Source organism: Cupriavidus sp. TMH.W2 (assembly GCF_050847365.1).
GTDB lineage: Bacteria > Pseudomonadota > Gammaproteobacteria > Burkholderiales > Burkholderiaceae > Cupriavidus.
Map to the genome: position 1 here is coordinate 2,034,137 of NZ_CP193792.1, position 18,716 is coordinate 2,052,852.

Annotated in this window: 19 protein-coding genes; 1 reads left to right on the top strand and 18 read right to left on the bottom strand. The window is 68.8% G+C overall.

Annotated elements, in window-relative coordinates; all coding sequences use genetic code 11:
• Positions 1-38: 38 nt before the first annotated feature.
• The 17 genes from ACREYQ_RS09315 to ACREYQ_RS09395 all read right to left on the bottom strand — a co-directional run bounded on the left by ACREYQ_RS09315 (position 39) and on the right by ACREYQ_RS09395 (position 17,734).
• Positions 39-1,778: a thiamine pyrophosphate-binding protein gene (locus tag ACREYQ_RS09315; protein WP_432257363.1), complete on the bottom strand. Its 1,740-nt coding sequence runs from the start codon at positions 1,776-1,778 to the stop codon at positions 39-41.
• Positions 1,779-1,853: 75 nt separating this feature from the next.
• Positions 1,854-3,119, bottom strand: coding sequence for an MFS transporter (locus tag ACREYQ_RS09320; protein WP_432257364.1), 1,266 nt, complete (start codon positions 3,117-3,119; stop codon positions 1,854-1,856).
• 132 nt (positions 3,120-3,251) lie between these two features.
• Entirely contained in the window at positions 3,252-4,076 is an 825-nt protein-coding gene (locus ACREYQ_RS09325; protein WP_432257365.1) for a LytR/AlgR family response regulator transcription factor, read from the bottom strand.
• A 101-nt stretch (positions 4,077-4,177) separates the two neighbouring features.
• Positions 4,178-5,356: a sensor histidine kinase gene (locus tag ACREYQ_RS09330; RefSeq protein WP_432257366.1), complete on the bottom strand. Its 1,179-nt coding sequence runs from the start codon at positions 5,354-5,356 to the stop codon at positions 4,178-4,180.
• Between the two features lie 60 nt (positions 5,357-5,416).
• Entirely contained in the window at positions 5,417-5,803 is a 387-nt protein-coding gene (locus tag ACREYQ_RS09335) for a terminase (RefSeq protein ID WP_432257367.1), read from the bottom strand.
• 247 nt (positions 5,804-6,050) lie between these two features.
• Positions 6,051-6,995 carry a CysB family HTH-type transcriptional regulator gene (locus tag ACREYQ_RS09340; protein ID WP_432257368.1) on the bottom strand — a complete coding sequence of 315 codons (945 nt, stop codon included), beginning with the start codon at positions 6,993-6,995 and terminating at the stop codon, positions 6,051-6,053.
• The gene (locus ACREYQ_RS09345; protein WP_432257369.1) at positions 6,992-8,119 is read right to left on the bottom strand and encodes a sulfate/molybdate ABC transporter ATP-binding protein; all 1,128 of its coding nucleotides are present in this window, start codon (positions 8,117-8,119) and stop codon (positions 6,992-6,994) included. Before ACREYQ_RS09345 ends, ACREYQ_RS09340 begins: the two co-directional genes overlap by 4 nt.
• The gene (gene cysW / locus ACREYQ_RS09350; protein ID WP_432257370.1) at positions 8,116-9,045 is read right to left on the bottom strand and encodes a sulfate ABC transporter permease subunit CysW; all 930 of its coding nucleotides are present in this window, start codon (positions 9,043-9,045) and stop codon (positions 8,116-8,118) included. The genes ACREYQ_RS09345 and cysW overlap by 4 nt, the downstream gene beginning before the upstream one ends.
• A gap of 1 nt (position 9,046) precedes the next feature.
• A complete protein-coding gene (gene cysT, locus ACREYQ_RS09355; RefSeq protein ID WP_432257371.1) occupies positions 9,047-10,009 on the bottom strand; it encodes a sulfate ABC transporter permease subunit CysT in 963 nt (320 codons plus the stop codon).
• Positions 10,010-10,167: 158 nt separating this feature from the next.
• Complete coding sequence (locus ACREYQ_RS09360) at positions 10,168-10,839, bottom strand: RBBP9/YdeN family alpha/beta hydrolase (protein WP_432257372.1); 672 nt, start codon at positions 10,837-10,839, stop codon at positions 10,168-10,170.
• Complete coding sequence (locus tag ACREYQ_RS09365; protein ID WP_432257373.1) at positions 10,836-11,705, bottom strand: EAL domain-containing protein; 870 nt, start codon at positions 11,703-11,705, stop codon at positions 10,836-10,838. The genes ACREYQ_RS09360 and ACREYQ_RS09365 overlap by 4 nt, the downstream gene beginning before the upstream one ends.
• A 195-nt stretch (positions 11,706-11,900) precedes the next feature.
• Positions 11,901-12,806: an ATP-binding cassette domain-containing protein gene (locus tag ACREYQ_RS09370; RefSeq protein WP_432257374.1), complete on the bottom strand. Its 906-nt coding sequence runs from the start codon at positions 12,804-12,806 to the stop codon at positions 11,901-11,903.
• 36 nt (positions 12,807-12,842) lie between these two features.
• The gene (ssuC, locus tag ACREYQ_RS09375; RefSeq protein WP_432257375.1) at positions 12,843-13,646 is read right to left on the bottom strand and encodes an aliphatic sulfonate ABC transporter permease SsuC; all 804 of its coding nucleotides are present in this window, start codon (positions 13,644-13,646) and stop codon (positions 12,843-12,845) included.
• An 11-nt stretch (positions 13,647-13,657) separates the two neighbouring features.
• Positions 13,658-14,821 (bottom strand): FMNH2-dependent alkanesulfonate monooxygenase, encoded by a 1,164-nt coding sequence (ssuD, locus tag ACREYQ_RS09380; RefSeq protein WP_432257376.1) that lies wholly within the window; start codon positions 14,819-14,821, stop codon positions 13,658-13,660.
• A gap of 27 nt (positions 14,822-14,848) precedes the next feature.
• Entirely contained in the window at positions 14,849-15,877 is a 1,029-nt protein-coding gene (locus ACREYQ_RS09385; RefSeq protein ID WP_432257377.1) for a sulfonate ABC transporter substrate-binding protein, read from the bottom strand.
• A 154-nt stretch (positions 15,878-16,031) separates the two neighbouring features.
• Positions 16,032-16,655: an NADPH-dependent FMN reductase gene (ssuE, locus tag ACREYQ_RS09390; protein WP_432257378.1), complete on the bottom strand. Its 624-nt coding sequence runs from the start codon at positions 16,653-16,655 to the stop codon at positions 16,032-16,034.
• A 74-nt stretch (positions 16,656-16,729) separates the two neighbouring features.
• Positions 16,730-17,734 carry a sulfate ABC transporter substrate-binding protein gene (locus ACREYQ_RS09395; protein WP_432257379.1) on the bottom strand — a complete coding sequence of 335 codons (1,005 nt, stop codon included), beginning with the start codon at positions 17,732-17,734 and terminating at the stop codon, positions 16,730-16,732.
• A gap of 120 nt (positions 17,735-17,854) precedes the next feature.
• Here ACREYQ_RS09395 and ACREYQ_RS09400 point away from each other — a divergent pair, with 120 nt between their 5' ends.
• On the top strand, positions 17,855-18,046 hold the full coding sequence (locus ACREYQ_RS09400; protein ID WP_432257380.1) for a hypothetical protein: 192 nt from the start codon (positions 17,855-17,857) through the stop codon (positions 18,044-18,046).
• Between the two features lie 90 nt (positions 18,047-18,136).
• Here the strand turns inward: ACREYQ_RS09400 and ACREYQ_RS09405 are convergent, their stop codons facing one another.
• Positions 18,137-18,679: a ferritin-like domain-containing protein gene (locus ACREYQ_RS09405; protein WP_432257381.1), complete on the bottom strand. Its 543-nt coding sequence runs from the start codon at positions 18,677-18,679 to the stop codon at positions 18,137-18,139.
• Positions 18,680-18,716 lie beyond the last annotated feature (37 nt).

Consider the following 18,716-nt stretch of genomic DNA (forward strand, 5'->3'; position numbering starts at 1 on the left):
CTGACAGATAAGAAAGAATCCGGTCCGGCCGCGCGGCTTCACTGTTGCCGGCTGGCCAGCGCCTGCGCGCGGATCGCGCTCAGCGTGGTGCGCGGCGTGATCAGGTCCGGGTCGACCTGGATCTCGATCAGCGTCGACACCGGCGCGGCCAGGGCCTCGCGCAATGCGGGAGCAAAGGCTTCGGTCGTGGTCACGGAGGCGCCGCGCGCACCATAGGCGCGCGCCAGCGCGGCAAAGTCGGGGTTGTGCAGCTCGGTGCCCGATACATGGGTCGGGTATTCGCGTTCCTGGTGCATCCGGATGGTGCCGTACATGCCGTTATTGACGACGATAAAGATCACCGGCGCCTGGTATTGCATCGACGTAGCAAGTTCCTGTCCATTCATCAGGAAGCAGCCGTCACCGGCCAGCGCCACCACGGTGCGTTGCGGGAACGCGATCTTGGCGCCGACCGCGGCCGGCACGCCGTAGCCCATGGCGCCGCTGGTCGGCGCCAGCTGGCCGCGGCCGCCGCTGGTGAACGGGCGATAGTGGAAATAGCGGTGCAGCCAGCTGGCATAGTTGCCGGCGCCATTGGTCACGACCGCATCGGCCGGCAGCATCTGGTCCAGCGTGCGGATGACCTCGGCCATGTCGACGCCCTGCCCCGTGAACAGGGGCGGCTGCAGGTAGCGTTCGTAGTCGGCACGCGCGGCGGCAGTCCACGCCTGCCAGCGCGGCGCGGCGACGGGCTGCAGGCCGGCCAGGCGCGCGGCGATGGCCGGCATCGATGCCTGGATCATCAGGTCGGCCTGGTAGACGCTGCCCAGCTCCTCGGCGCCGGCGTGCACGTGGATCAGCTTTTGCGCGGGCCGCGGCGCGGCGATCAGCGCGTAGCCGCCGGTCGTCATCTCACCCAGCCGCGGGCCGATGGCCAGGACCAGGTCGGCGTTGCGGACGCGCTCGGCCAGCGCCGGGTTGATGCCGATGCCGACATCGCCGGCGTAGTTGGGATGGCGGTTGTCGAACAGGTCCTGGCCGCGAAAGGCGCAGCCCACCGGCAGCGCGAAGCGCTCGGCAAAGGACTGCAAGTCCGCGCAGGCCTGCGGTGTCCAGCCGCTGCCGCCGGCCAGCACAAAGGGGCGCTCGGCGGCGTTGAGCATTTCGGCCAGCCGCGCCAGGTCGGACTCGCCCGGCCAGCTCATGACGCGCTGGTAGGCCTGCAGCTGCGGCACTACCGCGGTCTGTGCCAGCATGTCTTCGGGCAGCGCCAGCACCACCGGGCCCGGACGGCCCGAGGTGGCGGTCTGGTAGGCACGGGCAATATATTCGGGGATGCGTTCGACCCGGTCGATCTGCGCCACCCACTTGGCCATCTGGCCGAACATGCGGCGGTAGTCGATTTCCTGGAAGGCCTCGCGGTCCATGAAGTCGGTGCCGACCTGGCCGATGAACAGGATCATCGGCGTCGAGTCCTGGAAGGCGGTGTGCACGCCGATGCTGGCATTGGTGGCGCCCGGCCCGCGCGTGCAGAAGGCCAGCCCGGGGCGGCCGGTCAGCTTGCCGTAGGCCTCGGCCATCACGGCCGCCCCGCCCTCCTGGCGGCAGACGATGAAGCGCATCTGGCCGCGACGGCGGTGGAAGCCGTCGAGCACGGCCAGGTAGCTTTCGCCCGGCACGCCGAAGGCCAGTTCAGCGCCGTGCGCCAGCAGTGCATCGACCAGGATATGGCCGCCCGGCAGCGGGGTGCCGTGTTCGGAATCGTCAGGCTGGGTGGCGTTGGCCGGCGTCATAGACATGAAAGCATCCTCGAGCAATCGAATTCGGAAAGCGGTGGCCAGGCATCCCTGCCAGGGCCAGGGGAACCAGGCGGGCTAGGCGGCCTCCGCCCGGCCCGCCGCCGCGCCGCGGCGCGAGCGGTTGCCGTTGCCCACGGTCACCGCGGTAAAGATCGACAGCAGCTGGAAGCCGCCGATCATGAAGAACACCCAGGCCGGCAGCTTTGCATCCATCAGCGCGCCGAAGAACAGCGGGCCGCAGGCCAGGCCGATATCCAGGCCCGAGTAGACCACGCCATAGACACGCCCGGTAGCGCCGGCGGGCGCGGCGGCCCGCACCAGCAGGTCGCGCGACGGCCCGGCGGTACCGGCGCCAAAGCCAATCACGCCCATCAGCACCGGCACCAGCAGCGCCGGCACCAGGTTCAGCCCGACCAGCACCGCCATCAGTCCCGATATGGTGAAGCTCACCGCGATCAGCCGGTCATGGTTGCTGGTGCGGCTGGCGGCAAAACCGCCGACGACCATGCCGCCGGCGCTGCACAGCATGTAGATGGTGTACGACGCGGTAGCCAGCGTGAAAGGCATGCCGTACAGGTAGGTGAGCGCGGTCGGCGCAAAGCTCTGGATGCCGGCGGCGGAGAACGTGGTCAGCAGGAAGAAGGCCCAGCACACCCATACCTGCGGCAGGCGCAGGAAGCCAAGCAGGCTGCCGCCCGCGCCCGCAGCCTTGGCCGCGGGCCGGCCCACGGCGCCCTGCAGTTCGCGCGGGTCCAGCACGTGGCGCAGCACCACCAGCACGGCCAGCACGACAAAGGCCACCGCCGAGGCCGCCGCCAGCGCCACGCGCCAGCTGGCCAGGTTGGCGATCGCCACTAGGAACAGCGGCGCCGCGGCCCAGCCCAGGTTGCCGGAAATGCCGTGCACCGAGAACGCATGGCCCAGGCGCGGCTGCGACACATGCTTGTTCAGCAGCGTGAAGTCGGCCGGATGGAACACGCCGTTGCCCAACCCCGCCACGGCCGCGCCGAACAGCAGCGCGGCGTAGCCGGTACTGGTCGACAGCAGCAAGGCCGCGGCGCCCAGGAAGGCCAGCCCGCCGAACAACACCGGCCGCGCGCCGAAGCGGTCGACCACAAAACCGGACGCGGTCTGCACCACCGCCGAGACCGCGAAGAACACAGTCATCAGCAGGCCCAGTTCGGCATAGCTCAGGCCGAATTCCGCCTTGATCCACGGGAACAGCGGCGCCAGCAACAGGTGGTAGAAGTGGGAGACCCCGTGGGCCAGCCCGACCAGGCCGATCACCTGGGCATCATGACGAAGGGGATTGCGCGTGGGATCGAGTGCGGCGGTGGACATGGCGCTGGCGGCAGGGGCTATGCAGGGCAGAAGGGAACAGCCCCAAGGAAAATACGGGCCGAAGTCCGCATCATAGAGGAAAACCCCTGCTCCCTGCAGCCAGGTGGCGGCCACGTCGCCCGCTGGCGTGCCTCACATCTGCTTGAACAGGTGCGCGTACTGGCGCGCCACCGGCAGCAGTTCGGGGCGGTCGCGCAGCCGCAGCGACAGCCGGCCCAGCGACTGGTTGACCGCGCTGGCCACGCAGGTGATGTTGACCACGGTGCCGCGGTGGACCTGCCAGAAGCGCTCCGGGTCCAGCTGCTGCGTCAGTTCGCGCAGGCTGGTGCGGATCAGCGCCTCACCGGTGCCGGAGACCACATTGACGTACTTGTCGGTGGCTTCCAGGTAGATGACTTCGTCCACGGGGATGATGCGCACCTCCTGCCCCACCAGCGCCTTGATAAAGCGCAGGTACTGCCGCTGCGGGCCGCCGGCCGTGCCTGGCGCGGCGTTCTCCAGCGATTCCAGGCGCGCCAGCAGCTGGCCTAGCCGGTCGGTATCCGCGATCGAGGCTTCGGATTCGGTGTCTTCCTCGTCGGCGGGGCCGGCCAGCCGGTCCTTCAGGCGCTGGACCGTCGCCTCCAGCCGTTCGCGCTGCACCGGCTTGAGCACGTAATCCACGGCGGCGCGCTCAAACGCCTCCAATGCAAACTGGTCGTAGGCGGTGACGAAGACCACCAGCGGCGGGGTGTCGAATTCGATCAGCTCGCGCGCCACGTCCATGCCGCTCATGCCCGGCATGCGGATATCCAGGAAGGCCACGCGCGGCTGTTGCTCGCGCGCCGCCGCGAGCGCGGCCACGCCGTCGTGGACCACGGAAACGATACGGGCCTCGGGCCACAGCGACTTCAGTTCGGATTCCAGCACGCGCGCCAGCAGCGCTTCGTCGTCGGCAATCAGCAGGGTCGGGGTCATGGGGGCGTGGGGGCGGTGGCAGGTTCCTGGCGCTGCGGGCGGCACCGCCATGGGCGATGCCTCCAGCTCTTCTTGTCAGGGGTAATGGCAGGCAGTGTGCCTCAGGGCCGTTGCATGGCCGGTGTCGATATCGGCATGCCCTCCGGCACGCCAGTGGTGGTTGTCTGGGTGACGGTGGGCGCCTCGGCGAGCCGCTCCAGCGGCAGCGTCAGCCGCACCACCACGCCGCGCGGCGTGTTCTCTTCCATCTGCATGGTGGCCGCCGCACCGAAGATGCGGGCCAGCCGCTCGCGCACGTGCGTGATGCCCAGGCCCGAGCCCTTGCCCACGGCATGGCCGAAGCCCACGCCGGTATCGGCGATGATGACCTGCACTGCATCGTCGCCGGCCGCGCGCGCCGACAGCCGGATATGGCCGCCGATCATGCAGGGCTCGATGCCGTGCGTGACCGCGTTCTCCACCAGCGGCTGGATCAGCATGGGCGGGATCTCCACCTTCGCTAGTTCGCGCGGCAGGTCGATGTCGAACGAGAGCCGCTGGCCGAAGCGCATGCCCTGGATGTCCAGGTAGCTGCGCAGCAGCTCGAACTCCTGCCGCAGCGTGCATTGCTCGGCGCGGGTATGCGCCAGCGACATGCGCAGGAAGCCGATCAGGCGCTGCAGCAGCTGGCGCGCGGCGGGCGGGTCGGTGGCAATCAGCCCGTCCAGGTTGGCCAGCGAGTTGAACAGGAAGTGCGGCTCGATCTGCGCCTGCAGTGCCATCAGCTGCGCGCGCACCAGCTGCTTTTCGGCTTCCTCGCGCTGCAGGGCGTCCAGCGCGGCCTGGCGTTCCAGCGACGCCAGCTTTTCACGCGACCAATAGAAATAAATCATCGAGGCCGCGGCCAGCATGCCTACCACCAGGCACATGCGCAGCATGCCGCCGACTTCGTCCGCCGATTTGGGCGGCAGGTCCAGCGCCACGCGCGTGGCCCAGCTGCCGAATACCACGCCCGCAGGCACCGCGGCGGCGGCCAGCAGCAGGAAGGGCCAGCGGCGCGGCCGGTCGTTCCACCAGATCACCACGCGCGGGATGTCGATCAGCACCCAGATCGACAGGCCGATCAGCTGGCTGTAGACAAAGTTGTGCCACAGGCTGCCGCCGGTCTGGAAGCCGTAGTTCAGGCTGATGGCGATCACCGAGTTCATGCACAGCACGAACAGCAGGTCGCGCCCGAGGATGTTGAGCCGGGAGGGGATGGCGGTGGCGACGTGTGAGCGGCAGCGGTCCATGGCGTTCATGTTAGCGGGGCTTGAGCCTCGCGCAATACGGAGAGGTGCTGTAACGTAACACCGGACGCGTCAGCCAGCCTTCCCGGTCGGCTCGCCGGGCGCCGCTGGCCCGCCGGCGAACGCGCGCCACCACTGCCCGGACAGCACGTAACGGGGGAACGTGATCCACTGCTCGGCCAGGATGCGGCCGGCGATGTCCGCCGGCCCCGCGAAGGGTTCCGGGGCGCGGGCCTCCAGCCTGTGGCCGCGGCCCTGCAATGCCATCGACATGCCCATGCACACCAGCCCCAGCGCCACCGCCGGCAGGCTCAGGCGCAGCAGGCCATAAAGACCCAGCACGGTGCCGGCCATGAACATCGGCACCGCCACGATATGCAGCAGCAGGTTGCGGGGATGCTGGTGGTTGCGGGCGTAGCCGCGCCACTGCCAGCGCAGCAGCGGTTCGTTGTCGCGCATGATCGTCTCTCTCCCTTGCCCGGCCCTTGCTGACCGGCAGCCGTGCGCAAACTTTGTTGCGCTGCGGCACATGTGCAGCACCAGCCGAATGGCATCAGGCGAGCACGTGCAGGCAATGTACCCCTCGGCGCGGCGTGAAGAAAGTCTCTTGCGACGAACGGCGGGCACGGGGCGCGAACGGCACCGTGCGGGAGCGGACGGCGCGGCGCGGCGGCGCGCAGGTGCCGCTTGCGCCGCCCGCCGGGGATCAGGCCGCCAGGGCTTGCCGGTCCTGCTCGGACAGCGCGCTGGTCACGGTATCGCGCGACAGGTGCGGCGCGAACATGTTGATGAAGGCGTGCGCATAGCCGCGCAGGTAGGCGCCGCGGCGCACCGCCACGCTGGTGGTGTTGGGCGCGAACAGGTGGTCTGCCGAGATCCGCACCAGGCCGGAGTCCTTGCGCTCGTCGTAGGCCATCGAGGCGATGATGCCCACGCCCAGGTCCAGCTCGGCGTAGGTCTTGATCACGTCGGCGTCCAGCGCGGTCAGCACGATCTCGGGCTGCAGCCCGGCCTCGGCAAAGGCGCTGTCGATCTTGCGGCGGCCGGTGAAGCCGGCGTCGTAGGTGATGAGCTGGAAGCCGGCCACGTCTTCGAGCGTCGGCTCGGGCAGGCGCGTGAGCGGATGGTCGGGCGAGACCACCAGCACGTGCTGCCAGCTGTAGGCCTCGAACGAGGTCAGCCCCGCCTCGGTGGCCAGTGCCTCGGTGGCGATGCCGATATCGGCCTGCCCCGTCAGCAGCAACTCGACGATATGCCTGGGCGACGCCTCCTGCAGCGCCAGCGTCACATGTGGGTACTCGCGCCGGAACGACTGCACCACGCGCGGCAGCGCATAGCGCGCCTGGGTGTGGGTGGTGGCGACGGTCAGGCGGCCGGTATGGCGGCCGGCATATTCGTCGCCGGCCTGGCGCAGGTTCTCGGCCTCGAGCAGCAGGCGTTCGACGATGCGAACGATCTCGCGCCCCGGTTCGGTCAGCCCGGTCAGGCGTTTGCCGTAGCGCTCGAAGATCTCCACGCCCAGCTCTTCCTCCAGTTCTCGGATCTGGCGCGACACGCCAGGCTGCGAGGTATAGAGCGCGTTGGCGACCTCGGTCAGGTTGAACTGGCGGCGCACCGCCTCGCGGATGGATCGGAGTTGCTGGAAGTTCATGGCGCGGCCTTTTCTTGTTGGCGGGACGCGTGGCCGCTGGCACCGTTGGCGCGCGGCTGCGTGAACACGCGCAGCTGGCGCGGGCGCACCGCCAGCAGCTCGCCTTCGCGAAAGCCCGCATGGCGGAAGCGCTCCAGCGGCAGCGCGACTTCAATCACGTCCCGGTTATCTTCACGTTCGAGTTCAAGCTGCGCCACCGGGCCCAGCGTCAGTGCGCGGCGCAGCGTGACGGCGATGCCGCCGGCGCCGGGCGAATAGCGTTCCAGGTCGAGGTCATGGGGGCGGACATAGGCCACCGCATCGCCGGCGGTCTCATGGCCGCTGCCCACCACCGGCAGCACGGCCTCGCCGGTATGCAGCAGGCCGCCGGTCTCGCCCACTTCCAGCCGGCCGTGGAACAGGTTCACGTTGCCGAGGAAGCCGAATACGAAGGGAGTGGCCGGATGGTTGTAGACCGCCTCGGGCGAGCCGTACTGTTCGACATGGCCGCGGTTCATCAGCACCACCTGGTCGGCCACTTCCAGCGCCTCTTCCTGGTCATGGGTGACGAACACGCTGGTCACGTGCAGCTCGTCGTGCAGGCGGCGCAGCCAGCGGCGCAGTTCCTTGCGCACCTTGGCGTCGAGCGCGCCGAACGGTTCGTCCAGCAGCAGCACGCGTGGCTCCACCGCCAGCGCGCGCGCCAGCGCAATACGCTGGCGCTGCCCGCCCGAAAGCTGCGACGGGTAGCGGTCGGCCAGCCAGTCAAGCTGCACCAGCTCCAGCAGCGAGCGCACCTTGTCGCGGATCTGCGCTTCGCCGGGGCGCTCGGCGCGCGGCTTGACGCGCAGGCCGAAGGCCACGTTCTCGAACACGCTCATATGCTTGAACAGCGCATAGTGCTGGAACACAAAGCCCACCTGGCGCTGGCGCACATGCTGGTCCGAGGCATCGCGCCCGGCCAGCACGATCTGGCCCGCGTCGGCGCGCTCCAGCCCGGCGATGATGCGCAGCAGCGTGGTCTTGCCGCAGCCCGACGGGCCCAGCAGCGCGGTCAGCTCGCCTTCGTCGAAATCGAGCGAGACATTGTCCAGCGCGACAAAGTCGCCAAAGCGCTTCTCTACGTTCTTGACCTGGATGCTCATGATGCTTGTCCTTGCAAACTTGCCAGCGGCCGCGCGGGTGCAGCCGCTTCGGTTTCCCTGCGGGCGCGGAATTCCACCAGCGTCTTGATGCCCAGCGTGACCAGCGCCAGCAGCGTCAGCAGCGATGCCACCGCGAAAGCCGCCGCGAAGTTGTACTCGTTGTAGAGGATCTCCACATGCAGCGGCATGGTGTTGGTCAGCCCGCGGATATGGCCCGACACCACCGACACCGCGCCGAACTCGCCCATCGCCCGCGCATTGCACAGGATCACGCCGTACAGCAGGCCCCAGCGGATATTGGGCAGCGTGATATGGCGGAAGGTCTGCCAGCCCGAGGCACCCAGCACGATCGCGGCCTCTTCCTCTTCGCTGCCCTGCGCCTGCATCAGCGGGATCAGCTCACGGGCAACAAAGGGAAAGGTCACGAAGATGGTGGCCAGCACGATGCCCGGCACCGCGAACATGATCTTGATGTCGTGCGCTTCCAGCCACGGGCCCAGCCAGCCCTGCGCGCCGAACAGCAGCACGTAGACCAGGCCGGAGATCACCGGCGACACCGAGAACGGCAGGTCGATCAGCGTGATCAGCAGGTTCTTGCCGCGGAAGTCGAACTTGGCGATGGCCCAGGCCGCCGCCACGCCGAACACCACGTTCAGCGGCACCGCGATCGCCGCCACCGTCAGCGTGAGCTGGATCGCGGCCAGCGCGTCGGGCTCGATCAGCGCTTCCCAGTAGGTCTGCACGCCCTTGCGCAAGGCTTCATAAAACACCGACGCCAGCGGCACGAACAGGAACAGCGTGAGGAACAGCACCGCCACCGCGATCAGCGTGCAGCGCACCCATGGCGCCTCGCCGGTGGCGTCGAACCTGTGATGGCCCCTGGCGTTGCCTTGCCCGCCCAGGCGTCCCGCAACTGCGCCGGCCATGTCAGAACTCCTTGCCCGTGGCGGGCGCTTCAGGTGCCAGCGCGGCCTGCACACCGGATTGATGGCGGCGCGTCCAGGATTGCAGCAGGTTGATCAGCAGCAGCAGCGCGAAGGAGATCACCAGCATCACCACCGCCACCGCGGTGGCGCCGGCGTAGTCGTATTGCTCCAGCTTGGAGTAGATCATCAGCGGCGCGATCTCCGACACCATCGGCATGTTGCCGGAGATAAAGACCACCGAGCCGTACTCGCCGGTGGCGCGCGCGAACGACAGCGCAAACCCGGTCAGCAGCGCCGGCAGGATGGCGGGCAGAATCACGCGCCGGAAGGTCTGCAGGCGGTTGGCGCCGAGGCTGGCAGCGGCTTCTTCCAGTTCCTGCTCCACGTCTTCCAGCACCGGCTGCACCGTGCGCACCACGAACGGCAGGCCGATAAAGGTCAGCGCCACCACCACGCCCAGCGGCGTGAATGCGACCTTGATGCCAAGCGGCTCCAGGTAGCGGCCGATCCAGCCGTTGCCGGCAAACAGCGCCGTCAGCGCGATACCGGCCACCGCCGTGGGCAGCGCGAACGGCAGGTCCACCAGCGCATCGATCAAACGCTTGCCCGGGAAGCGGTAGCGCACCAGCACCCAGGCCACCACCAGCCCGAACACCGTATTGACGATGGCCGCCACCAGCGACGCGCCAAAACTCAGCTGCAGCGACGCCACCACGCGCGGCGCCGTGACCGTGGTCCAGAACGCGTCCCACGTCATCGTGAACGTCTTCAGGAACGTGGCCGACAGCGGGATCAGGACGATCAGCGTCAGGTAGAACAGCGTGAAGCCCAGCGACAGGCCGAAGCCGGGCAGCACGGTGAAGCGCTGCCTGGACGGGTTGCGCGGCGCGCGCCTGGCGCCCGAGTCAGGCGCGCGGGGAGCGTCCGGCGGCGGCGTGTCCGCCAGGGAAATGGATGGAGGCATGTCGTCTCGTCTGTGAGCGGTGCGCCGCCGGGCCCTGATGGCAGGCCCCGGCGGGCCGTTCTTTATGACGCCGGCGCCTGTTGCGCCGGCCTACGAGACAGATTCTGCAGAGTCGCCCTTATAAACAGAACGAATCTTTATGAATTTTCTTAGACGCTTTAGATATAAGGGACAGCGGACGCCACTTCCACACCCGCCTCCCAGGCGGCGGATGGCTCACTTATGGATCCGGCGTCGCCCGCATGTGCGATGTGCTGGACCAGCGTATCGAGCAGCGCGAGGCCTTCAGGCCACTCACCGAGCCCCGAGTCGGCATTGATATGGCCCACGTCGCCCACGTCGACCAGTTCGCTCCCCCACAGCGTGCCCCAGCTGAAGGCGGTGCGCTGTGGCATCCAGGGATCGTTGCGGCTGGCCACCAGGATGGTCGGAAACGGCAAGCGGTAGGTCGGCAGCAGCGCCGCCACGCCGAACTTGTCCGGATCGGCGGGTGCCACCAGCAGCGCGCCGGCAATGCCGGCCGGGTCCAGCGCTGCCTGGCGCAGCACGGCCAGGCAGCCAAAGCTGTGCGCCACCAGCACCGCGCCGCGCGCGGCTACGCGCCGGGCGCGCATCACGCCCTCGGAAACACGCTCGGCCCACAGCGGCAGGCTCGGGCGCGACCAGTCATGCTGCGCCACCCGCTGCCAGTCCGGGAACTGCTGCTCCCAGCGGCTCTGCCAGTGCCCGGGGCCGCTGCCATGCAATCCGGGCACGGTCAGCACCTGCAGGTGGCGCGGAATCTCCAGCCGCGTGGCGCGGCCGGCGGCGGTCCTGTTCGATTGCGTCATACCGGCTCCTCGCTGAGTTCATTGGCGGTCGCGGCCCTGGATGCCCCTCGCGGCCCGTCCGCGCGCAGACCGGCCGCGCTCACCAGCCCGCCGGCAAAGGCGCCCTGCCCCAGGCCGATGCCCGCGGCCTGCAGGCGCTCGATGCTCTCGGCATTCTGCAGGCGCCGGCCGATCAGCGTCACGCCCGCGCTGGCCGCGCTGGCGCGCAGGCCGGACAGTTGCCGGTCGGTCCAGGTGCGGCGCATGTCGAGCTTGAGCCAGTCCGGCAGCGCATGCGCCATCAGCGCACCCGCTTCCGCCGGGTCCGAGGCCTGCAGGCTTACCGCGAAGCCATTGCGCCGATAGTTGCCGACCACATGCAGCAGCAGCCCGAGATCGTCGTTGGCACTGGCCGGCACCTGGATCACAAAGCGCTCCAGCGGCAGCCCCAGCGACTGCAGCGCGCGCCGGAAGGCCGCGCCGTGGTCGTCCGCCACCGCCGCCAGCAGCCGGTTGTGCACGTTCAGCACCAGCTTGTGCTCGCCGTCGGCGGCAAAGTAGTTGATGGCATGCAGCAGGCGCGAGAGCCGGTCCAGCGAGATCAGCGTGTAATCGTCGGCCGCCATCGCAAACAGCTTCCAGGCCGCCAGACCGACGCCGTCGTCCGCGTAGGTGTGGATCGCGCCTTCGTGGGCCACCACCTGGCGGTCGGCCAGTGTCACCAGCGGCTCGAACGCGCTGGTCAGCGAGCAGTTGAAGAACTGTCCCTGCACCTGCCCGCGCATATCGCGCCACAGCTGCCGGTCAGCCAGCGGCTGGCGCGGCAGCGATTCCAGATAGCGTTGGAGCGCAGACGCTGCGCCCGTGGGTTCATGCACGCCTGGCATGGCAATCCTTGAGTTGACCGGGCCGCTCGGCCTCAAGGTCTGATTGGTATGGATGTTGGCGGGTGCTGTGCGCACCGCTGCAGCGCGTCCGCCTGCCTGCTCATGATAGGAGTTCGGCGGACGCGAGCGTATGAAGATTACGTGCTGACGATATGCGCCATTTCAGCAATGCGCCGCGTGCCTCGCCGCGCGCACTCACGTTGCCCAGCTCACATTCAGCGGCACGGGCGCGGCGGCGGGAGCGGCGCTCGCACCGGCATGCCCGGGCACCTGCGGCGACCGGCGCATCACCCGCTGCAACACCCTGGCCTCCAACTGCGCGAATCCCGCCGCGCCGCGCTCGCGCGGTCGCGCCAGCGCCACGCGTTCATCCATGGCAATGCGGCCGTCCTCGATCAGCACGATGCGGTCGGCCAGCGCCACCGCTTCGGACACGTCGTGCGTGACCAGCAGCGCCGTGAAGCCAAGGCGGCGCCACAGCGATTCGATCAGCCCCTGCATCTCGATGCGTGTGAGCGCATCCAGCGCGCCCAACGGTTCATCGAGCAGCAACAGTTGCGGGTGGTGGACCAGCGCGCACGCCAGGGCCACGCGCTGGCGCTGGCCGCCGGACAGCCGCGCGGGCCAGGCCTGGGCGCGGTCGGCCAGGCCCACCTGCGCCAGCACGTTGGCGGCCTCACCGCGGCGTGCGCGCGGCAGGCCCAGCGCTACGTTGTCCAGCACGCGCTTCCACGGCAGCAGCCGTGCGTCCTGGAACATCACGCGCACGTCGGCCCGCCGCGCGCGGCCCCTGGCAGCGGCCTCGCCATCGACGGCAATGCTGCCGCCATCGGCCGCCTCCAGCCCCGCCACCAGCCGCAGCAGCGTGCTCTTGCCGCAGCCGCTGCGCCCGACGATCGCCAGGAACTCGCCCGGCGCCACGTCCAGTGCCACGTTGTGCAGCACTTCGCGGCCGTCGTAGCGCTTGACCACCTGGCGCACGTGCAATGCGACGCCGCCTGCCTTGGGCGGCGCCTCGGCCACCGGCCGGGCAGTCTCGCGGCGCGCCAGGCCCGCTTCCAGTCCGGCCAAAGCCGCTTGTTCCACCGGATACCTCTGCATCTCGATCTCCTTGCCTTGATTGGGGCGCCGCGCCGGTCAGGCCGCGGCGTAGCCCGCATGCCAGCGCAGCCAGTAGCGCTCCAGCCCGCGCGACAGCCAGTCGGCCAGCTTGCCCAGCAGCGCATAGAGCAGGATGCCCACCAGCACCACGTCGGTCTGCAGGAACTCACGCGCATTCATGGTCATGTAGCCGATGCCCGATTGCGCGGAGATGGTCTCCGCCACGATCAGCACCACCCACATCAATCCCAGCGCAAAACGCACGCCCACCAGGATGCCCGGCAGCGCGCCGGGCAGGATGACCTCGCGATACAGCTGCCAGCCGGACAAGCCGTAGCTGCGTGCCATCTCCACCAGCCCCGCATCGACCGAACGGATGCCGTGATAGGTGTTCAGGTAGACCGGGAAGAACACGCCCAGCGACACCAGGAACAGCTTGGCGGTCTCGTCGATGCCGAACCACAGGATCACCAGCGGGATCAGCGCCAGCGCCGGAATGTTGCGCACCATCTGCAGCGTGCTGTCGAGCAGCGTGGCCGCGGTGCGGAAGGTGCCGGTCAGCAGCCCCAGCAGCAGGCCCAGCCCGCCGCCGATGGCAAACCCCACCAGCGCGCGCCAGGTGCTGACCCCCACGTGCTTCCACAGCTCGCCCGAGCGCGCCAGCTCCCACGCGGCCTGCACCACGGCCAGCGGGGCCGGCAGCACGCGGCTGGAGAGCCAGCCGTTCTGCGAAGCCAGCTGCCATACGGCGATCAGCAGCACCGGCACGATCCACGGGGCCAGCGCGCGCGCCAGTGCCCGGGGTGCCTGGCGCAGCGGCGGTAACAGCGGCGTGTTCATGGTTGCCCCCTTCAACTCTGCGCCGCACGCGGCACGATTCCGGTTGCCATCACTTCACCGAACGGGCCCGACAGCACCTTGCCCGGCAGCTTGTCGCGCACCGAGCGCGGCAGCAGCGGGAACACCAGTTCGGCAAAGCGGTAGGCCTCTTCCAGGTGCGGGTAGCCGGACAGGACGAAGGTATCGATGCCCAGTTCAGCGTATTCGCGCATGCGCTCGGCCACGGTGTGCGGGTCGCCCACCAGCGCAGTGCCGGCACCGCCGCGCACCAGTCCGACGCCGGCCCACAGGTTGGGGCTGATCTCCAGCGCCTCGCGCGTGCGGCGCGTGCCGCCGGCGTGCAGCGCGGCCATGCGGCGCTGCCCTTCGGAATCCATCCTCGCAAACACGCTTTGCGCACGCGCCACGGTCTCGTCATCGAGCCGGCTGATCAGGTCGTCCGCCGCGGCCCAGGCGGCGGCATCGGTCTCGCGCACGATCACATGCAGGCGGATGCCGAACTTCACCGTGCGGCCATGGCGCGCGGCGTGGCGGCGCACGTCGTCAAGCTTCTGCGCCACGTCAGCGAGCGGCTCGCCCCAGGTCAGGTAGGTATCGACCTGTTCGCCGGCCAGCGCGTGCGCCGGCGCCGACGAACCGCCGAAATACACGGGCGGATGCGGCTGCTGCAGCGGCGGATAGAGGACGGTGGCGCCCTTCACGCTCAAATGCCTGCCTTCGTAGTCCACCTTGTCGCCGTCATGGCTGGCGGCCAGCACCTGGCGCCAGATGCGCAGGAACTCAGCCGAAGCCTCGTAGCGCGCGGCGTGGTCCAGGAACAGGCCATCGCCTTCCAGCTCGGCGGTATCGCCGCCGGTGACCAGGTTGATCAGCAGCCGGCCGTTGGAGATGCGGTCGAAGGTGGCCGCCATGCGCGCGGCCAGCGTCGGCGCCATCAGGCCGGGGCGCACCGCGACCAGGAACTTGAGGCGCCGCGTCACCGCTGCCAGCGCCGATGCGGCCACCCACGGGTCTTCGCACGAGCGACCGGTCGGGATCAGCACCCCTTCATAGCCCAGCGTATCGGCGGCCACGGCAACCTGCTTCAGGTACTCGAAGTTGACCTCGCGCGCGCCTTCGGAAGTGCCGAGGTAGCGGCTGTCGCCGTGGGTGGGGATGAACCAGAATACTTGCATGTCGTTCTCCTTGTTCTTTCGCTGGCGCTATCGCTTCGCCTGCTGCTGCGGCGCGTCCCAGCGCGCATCGGCCACCTTGACCGGCTTCGGGATCAGCTTGAGCGCGTGGAAGGTGTCGGCGATGCGTTGCTGCCCGGCCAGCACCGTGGCGCTGACCGGCCGTGCGCCATACGAGAAGCGCGACACGGCAAGCTCGAGCACATCGGCCGGCAGCCCGGTTTCACCGGTCAGCACCGTGGTGGCTTCCTTCTGGTTCTTTTCCGCCCAGATGCCCAGCGTGGCCAGTTCGTCCAGGATCAGGCTGACGATTTCCGGCCGGGCCTGTGCATAGGGGCGCGAGGCCAGATAGAACTGGTGGTTGCTGACCACGTTCTTGCCGTCCGCGCCGCGGCCATCGGCCAGCACGCGTGCGCCCAGCTGCTTCTCGGCCGCAGCCAGGAACGGATCCCAGATCACCCAGGCATCGACCGCGCCGCGCTCGAACGCGGCGCGCGCGTCCGCCGGCGGCAGGTAGACCGGCTGGATCTCGCCGTAGGGGATGCCGGCCTTCCCCAGCTGGCGCACCAGCAGGTAATGCACGTTCGAGCCCTTGTTCAGCGCGACGCGCTTGCCGCGCAGCTCCGCCACCGAACGGATCGCCGAGCCCTTGGGCACGACGATGGCCTCGGCCACCGGTGCCGGCGGCTCGTTGCCAACATAGACCAGCTGCGCGCCCGCGGCCTGCGCAAAGATCGGCGGCGCCTCGCCGACGGTGCCGAAGTCGACGGCGCCGACGTTCAGCCCTTCCAGCAGTTGCGGCCCGGCGGGGAACTCGGTCCATTTGACGGTGATGCCTTGCGGCGCCAGGCGCTTTTCCAGCGTGCCGCGCGCCTTCAGCAGCGTCAGCGTGCCGTACTTCTGGTAGCCGATGCGCAGCACCTTGGGGTCGATGTCCTTCGATTGCGCTTCAGCGCGCCCGGGCAGCAGGCCGTAGGCCAGGCCGGTGGCAAGCACCAGCGCGGCGGTAATCAGGCGGCGGCGTTGGCTGGCCGTGCGCAGCGGGTTGATCAGTGTCATGCGATGTCCTCCATGGCCCGCGGCAATGCCCTGCGGGCCGGATTGATGTCCAGGTTGGTTGGGGCGGCAAGCGTCCCTGCCCCGCGTGGCGGGTGGCATGGCGTCGCTGCCGTTGCGCCGGGCTGGCCGGCGCCGTTTCAGTCAATCAGTCAGTTCAGGCGGAACATCGCCCGGCCACCGCGAGCGCGGCCGCGCGCTGGACCAAGGCGCCGGGCACTACGTCAAGCGGCACCTCGATGCGGGAATGCGCCAGCGCATCGCGCACGCGCAGCACCCCTTCATCCAGGCGGGCCGACAGCGCGGCATCGAAGCGCGCCTGGCGCACGCCGGCGGCTTCAAAGGATTCGATCTGCTGGTCCACGGCAAAGATGCCGGGCAGGATCTGGCGCGAGCCCAGCGCCGACAGCACCGGGCGCAGCGCATAGTCGATCGCCAGCGCATGAGCGAGGCTGCCGCCGGTGGCGATCGGCAGCACGATCTTGTCCCGCAGGCCGGCCTGCGGCAGCAGGTCGAGGAAGGCCTTGAGCAGGCCGCTGTAGGCAGCCTTGTAGACCGGCGTGGCCAGCACCACCACCTGCGCCTCGGACACGGCATGCGTGGCGGCGGCGATAACGGGGTCGTCCACGCGTGCCGCCAGCAACGGACCCGCCGGCAGGTTGCGCAGGTCGAGGTGGCGGGTGCGTTCGCCGGCAGCCTCGAGCGTGGCACGCAGGTGCGCCAGCACCAGGCCGGAGCGGGACTGGACCGACGGGCTGCCGGAGAGCGTCAGGATGGACATCGGGCTTCCTTCTTCTGATGCGACCAGTCGGCGCCGCGGCCGCCCCACGCGGCCCGGCGCGCCGGTCTCGTGGTTTATTTCTTGCCGGGCTGGTAGATCTGGTCGAACGAGCCGCCATCGGCAAAGTGGGTCTTCTGCGCCTTCTGCCAGCCGCCGAAGGCCTCGTCGATGGTGAACAACTTGACCTTCGGGAAGTTGGCAGCGTACCTGGCCGCCACCTTCTCCGAGATCGGGCGGTAGTAGTTCTTCGCCGCGATCTCCTGGCCCTCATCGGTGTAGAGGAACTGCAGGTAGGCCTCGGCTGCCTTGCGCGTGCCCTTCTTGTCGACCACCTTGTCGACCACGGCCACCGGCGGCTCGGCCAGGATCGACACCGACGGCGCGACGATGTCGAACTTGTCCGGACCTAGCTCCTTGACGGCCAGGATGGCTTCGTTTTCCCACGCGATCAGCACATCGCCCAGGCCGCGCTCGACAAAGGTCGTGGTGGCACCGCGCGCGCCCGAATCCAGCACCGGCACATGCTTGAGCAGCTCGCCCACGAACTCGCGCGCCTTGACGTCATTGCCGCCCGGCTGGCGCTGCGCATAGCCCCATGCCGCCAGGTAGTTCCAGCGCGCGCCGCCCGAGGTCTTGGGATTGGGCGTGATCACCTGCACGCCCGGCTTGACCAGGTCGCCCCAGTCCTTGATGCCCTTGGGATTGCCCTTGCGCACCAGGAACACGATGGTCGAGGTGTACGGCGAGGCGTTGTGCGGCAGGCGCTTCTGCCAGTCCGGCCTGATCAGGCCCTTCTCCGCGATGGCGTCGATGTCATAGCCCAGCGCCAGCGTGACCACGTCGGCGTCCAGCCCGTCGATCACCGAGCGCGCCTGCTTGCCCGAGCCGCCGTGCGACTGGCGCACATTCAGGGCGTCGCCGCCCTGGGCCTTCCAGGCCTTGGCAAAGGCGGCATTGACATCGACATACAGTTCGCGCGTCGGGTCGTAGGAAACGTTCAGCAGGTTGGCAGCCGCTGCGGTCTGCGCCGCGGTCAGGGCGCCAAGTACGGCCAGGCCGATAGCCAGTTTGCGGATCATCTTGTGTTGCTCCCGTCAGTGTCGTGAATGGGCGCCAGGCGCCTGTTTGCTTGGGTCCGCCTGGGTTGGGGGACTTGTGTCAGGAGCAAGACTACCGACGGGCCTATCTGAACGGAACGAATGGTTTCGCCGATCCTTCGCCGGTTTTTGCATAAGATCGGACAGAAATATGGGCATGCCCGCGAGCGCAGGCGCGGCGCGCCAGGATGGCGCAAGCAGGTGGTGCAATCGGCACGCACAAAAGAAAACGCCCGCACCGGCAAGCCGGTGCGGGCCAAGTTTCCATTCTGGAAACGGGTAGACAAGTCATGAAGAGCGCCCCCGCATCTCCATGACAGGACGAATCTTATCGGCCCGGCCGCCGACGCGGCTTGACCAATATCAAGTGCGTGGCAATCCCGCTCAGCCGCCGGCGTGCCGGCTCAGCAGGTCGGCCATCTCGTCGGCATGCTCCTCTTCGACGGCGAGGATGCCTTCCATCATCCGCCGCGAGGTCGGGTCGCGCTCGCCCAGGAACCGGATGATTTCCCGGTAGCTGTCAATGGCGATGCGCTCGGCCACCAGATCTTCCTTGATCATTTCGGTCAGCGAGGCGCCCGCCACATATTCCGCGTGCGACCGGCTGGCGAGGCCGTCCGGGGCAAAGTCGGGCTCGCCGCCCAGCTGCACGATGCGCTCGGCAATCTGGTCGGCATGGCCTTGTTCCTCATTGGAATGGGCCAGGAACTCATCGGCCACGCTCTTCGAGTTCGGCCCCTTCGCCATGTAGTAGTGGCGGCGATAGCGCAGCACGCAGACGATCTCCGTGGCCAGCGCGTCGTTGAGCAGCTTCAGCACGGTCTCGCGGTCGGCGCCATAGCCCGCGGTCACCGCGCCGTCGTCGATGTGCTGACGGGCACGCTCTCGCAGCGTCTTGACGTCTGTAAGGAAGGGCTTGTCGGTCATAAAAGGCTCCTGGGGGATAGGGCTGCGTCAGGCGCAG

Coding starts and splice junctions, on each gene's coding strand:
- ACREYQ_RS09315 (WP_432257363.1), bottom strand. CDS start 1,778: ATGTCTATGACGCCGGCCAACGCCACCCAGCCTGACGATTCCGAACAC.
- ACREYQ_RS09320 (WP_432257364.1), bottom strand. CDS start 3,119: ATGTCCACCGCCGCACTCGATCCCACGCGCAATCCCCTTCGTCATGAT.
- ACREYQ_RS09325 (WP_432257365.1), bottom strand. CDS start 4,076: ATGACCCCGACCCTGCTGATTGCCGACGACGAAGCGCTGCTGGCGCGC.
- ACREYQ_RS09330 (WP_432257366.1), bottom strand. CDS start 5,356: ATGAACGCCATGGACCGCTGCCGCTCACACGTCGCCACCGCCATCCCC.
- ACREYQ_RS09335 (WP_432257367.1), bottom strand. CDS start 5,803: ATGCGCGACAACGAACCGCTGCTGCGCTGGCAGTGGCGCGGCTACGCC.
- ACREYQ_RS09340 (WP_432257368.1), bottom strand. CDS start 6,995: ATGAACTTCCAGCAACTCCGATCCATCCGCGAGGCGGTGCGCCGCCAG.
- ACREYQ_RS09345 (WP_432257369.1), bottom strand. CDS start 8,119: ATGAGCATCCAGGTCAAGAACGTAGAGAAGCGCTTTGGCGACTTTGTC.
- cysW (WP_432257370.1), bottom strand. CDS start 9,045: ATGGCCGGCGCAGTTGCGGGACGCCTGGGCGGGCAAGGCAACGCCAGG.
- cysT (WP_432257371.1), bottom strand. CDS start 10,009: ATGCCTCCATCCATTTCCCTGGCGGACACGCCGCCGCCGGACGCTCCC.
- ACREYQ_RS09360 (WP_432257372.1), bottom strand. CDS start 10,839: ATGACGCAATCGAACAGGACCGCCGCCGGCCGCGCCACGCGGCTGGAG.
- ACREYQ_RS09365 (WP_432257373.1), bottom strand. CDS start 11,705: ATGCCAGGCGTGCATGAACCCACGGGCGCAGCGTCTGCGCTCCAACGC.
- ACREYQ_RS09370 (WP_432257374.1), bottom strand. CDS start 12,806: ATGCAGAGGTATCCGGTGGAACAAGCGGCTTTGGCCGGACTGGAAGCG.
- ssuC (WP_432257375.1), bottom strand. CDS start 13,646: ATGAACACGCCGCTGTTACCGCCGCTGCGCCAGGCACCCCGGGCACTG.
- ssuD (WP_432257376.1), bottom strand. CDS start 14,821: ATGCAAGTATTCTGGTTCATCCCCACCCACGGCGACAGCCGCTACCTC.
- ACREYQ_RS09385 (WP_432257377.1), bottom strand. CDS start 15,877: ATGACACTGATCAACCCGCTGCGCACGGCCAGCCAACGCCGCCGCCTG.
- ssuE (WP_432257378.1), bottom strand. CDS start 16,655: ATGTCCATCCTGACGCTCTCCGGCAGCCCGTCGGTCCAGTCCCGCTCC.
- ACREYQ_RS09395 (WP_432257379.1), bottom strand. CDS start 17,734: ATGATCCGCAAACTGGCTATCGGCCTGGCCGTACTTGGCGCCCTGACC.
- ACREYQ_RS09400 (WP_432257380.1), top strand. CDS start 17,855: ATGGTTTCGCCGATCCTTCGCCGGTTTTTGCATAAGATCGGACAGAAA.
- ACREYQ_RS09405 (WP_432257381.1), bottom strand. CDS start 18,679: ATGACCGACAAGCCCTTCCTTACAGACGTCAAGACGCTGCGAGAGCGT.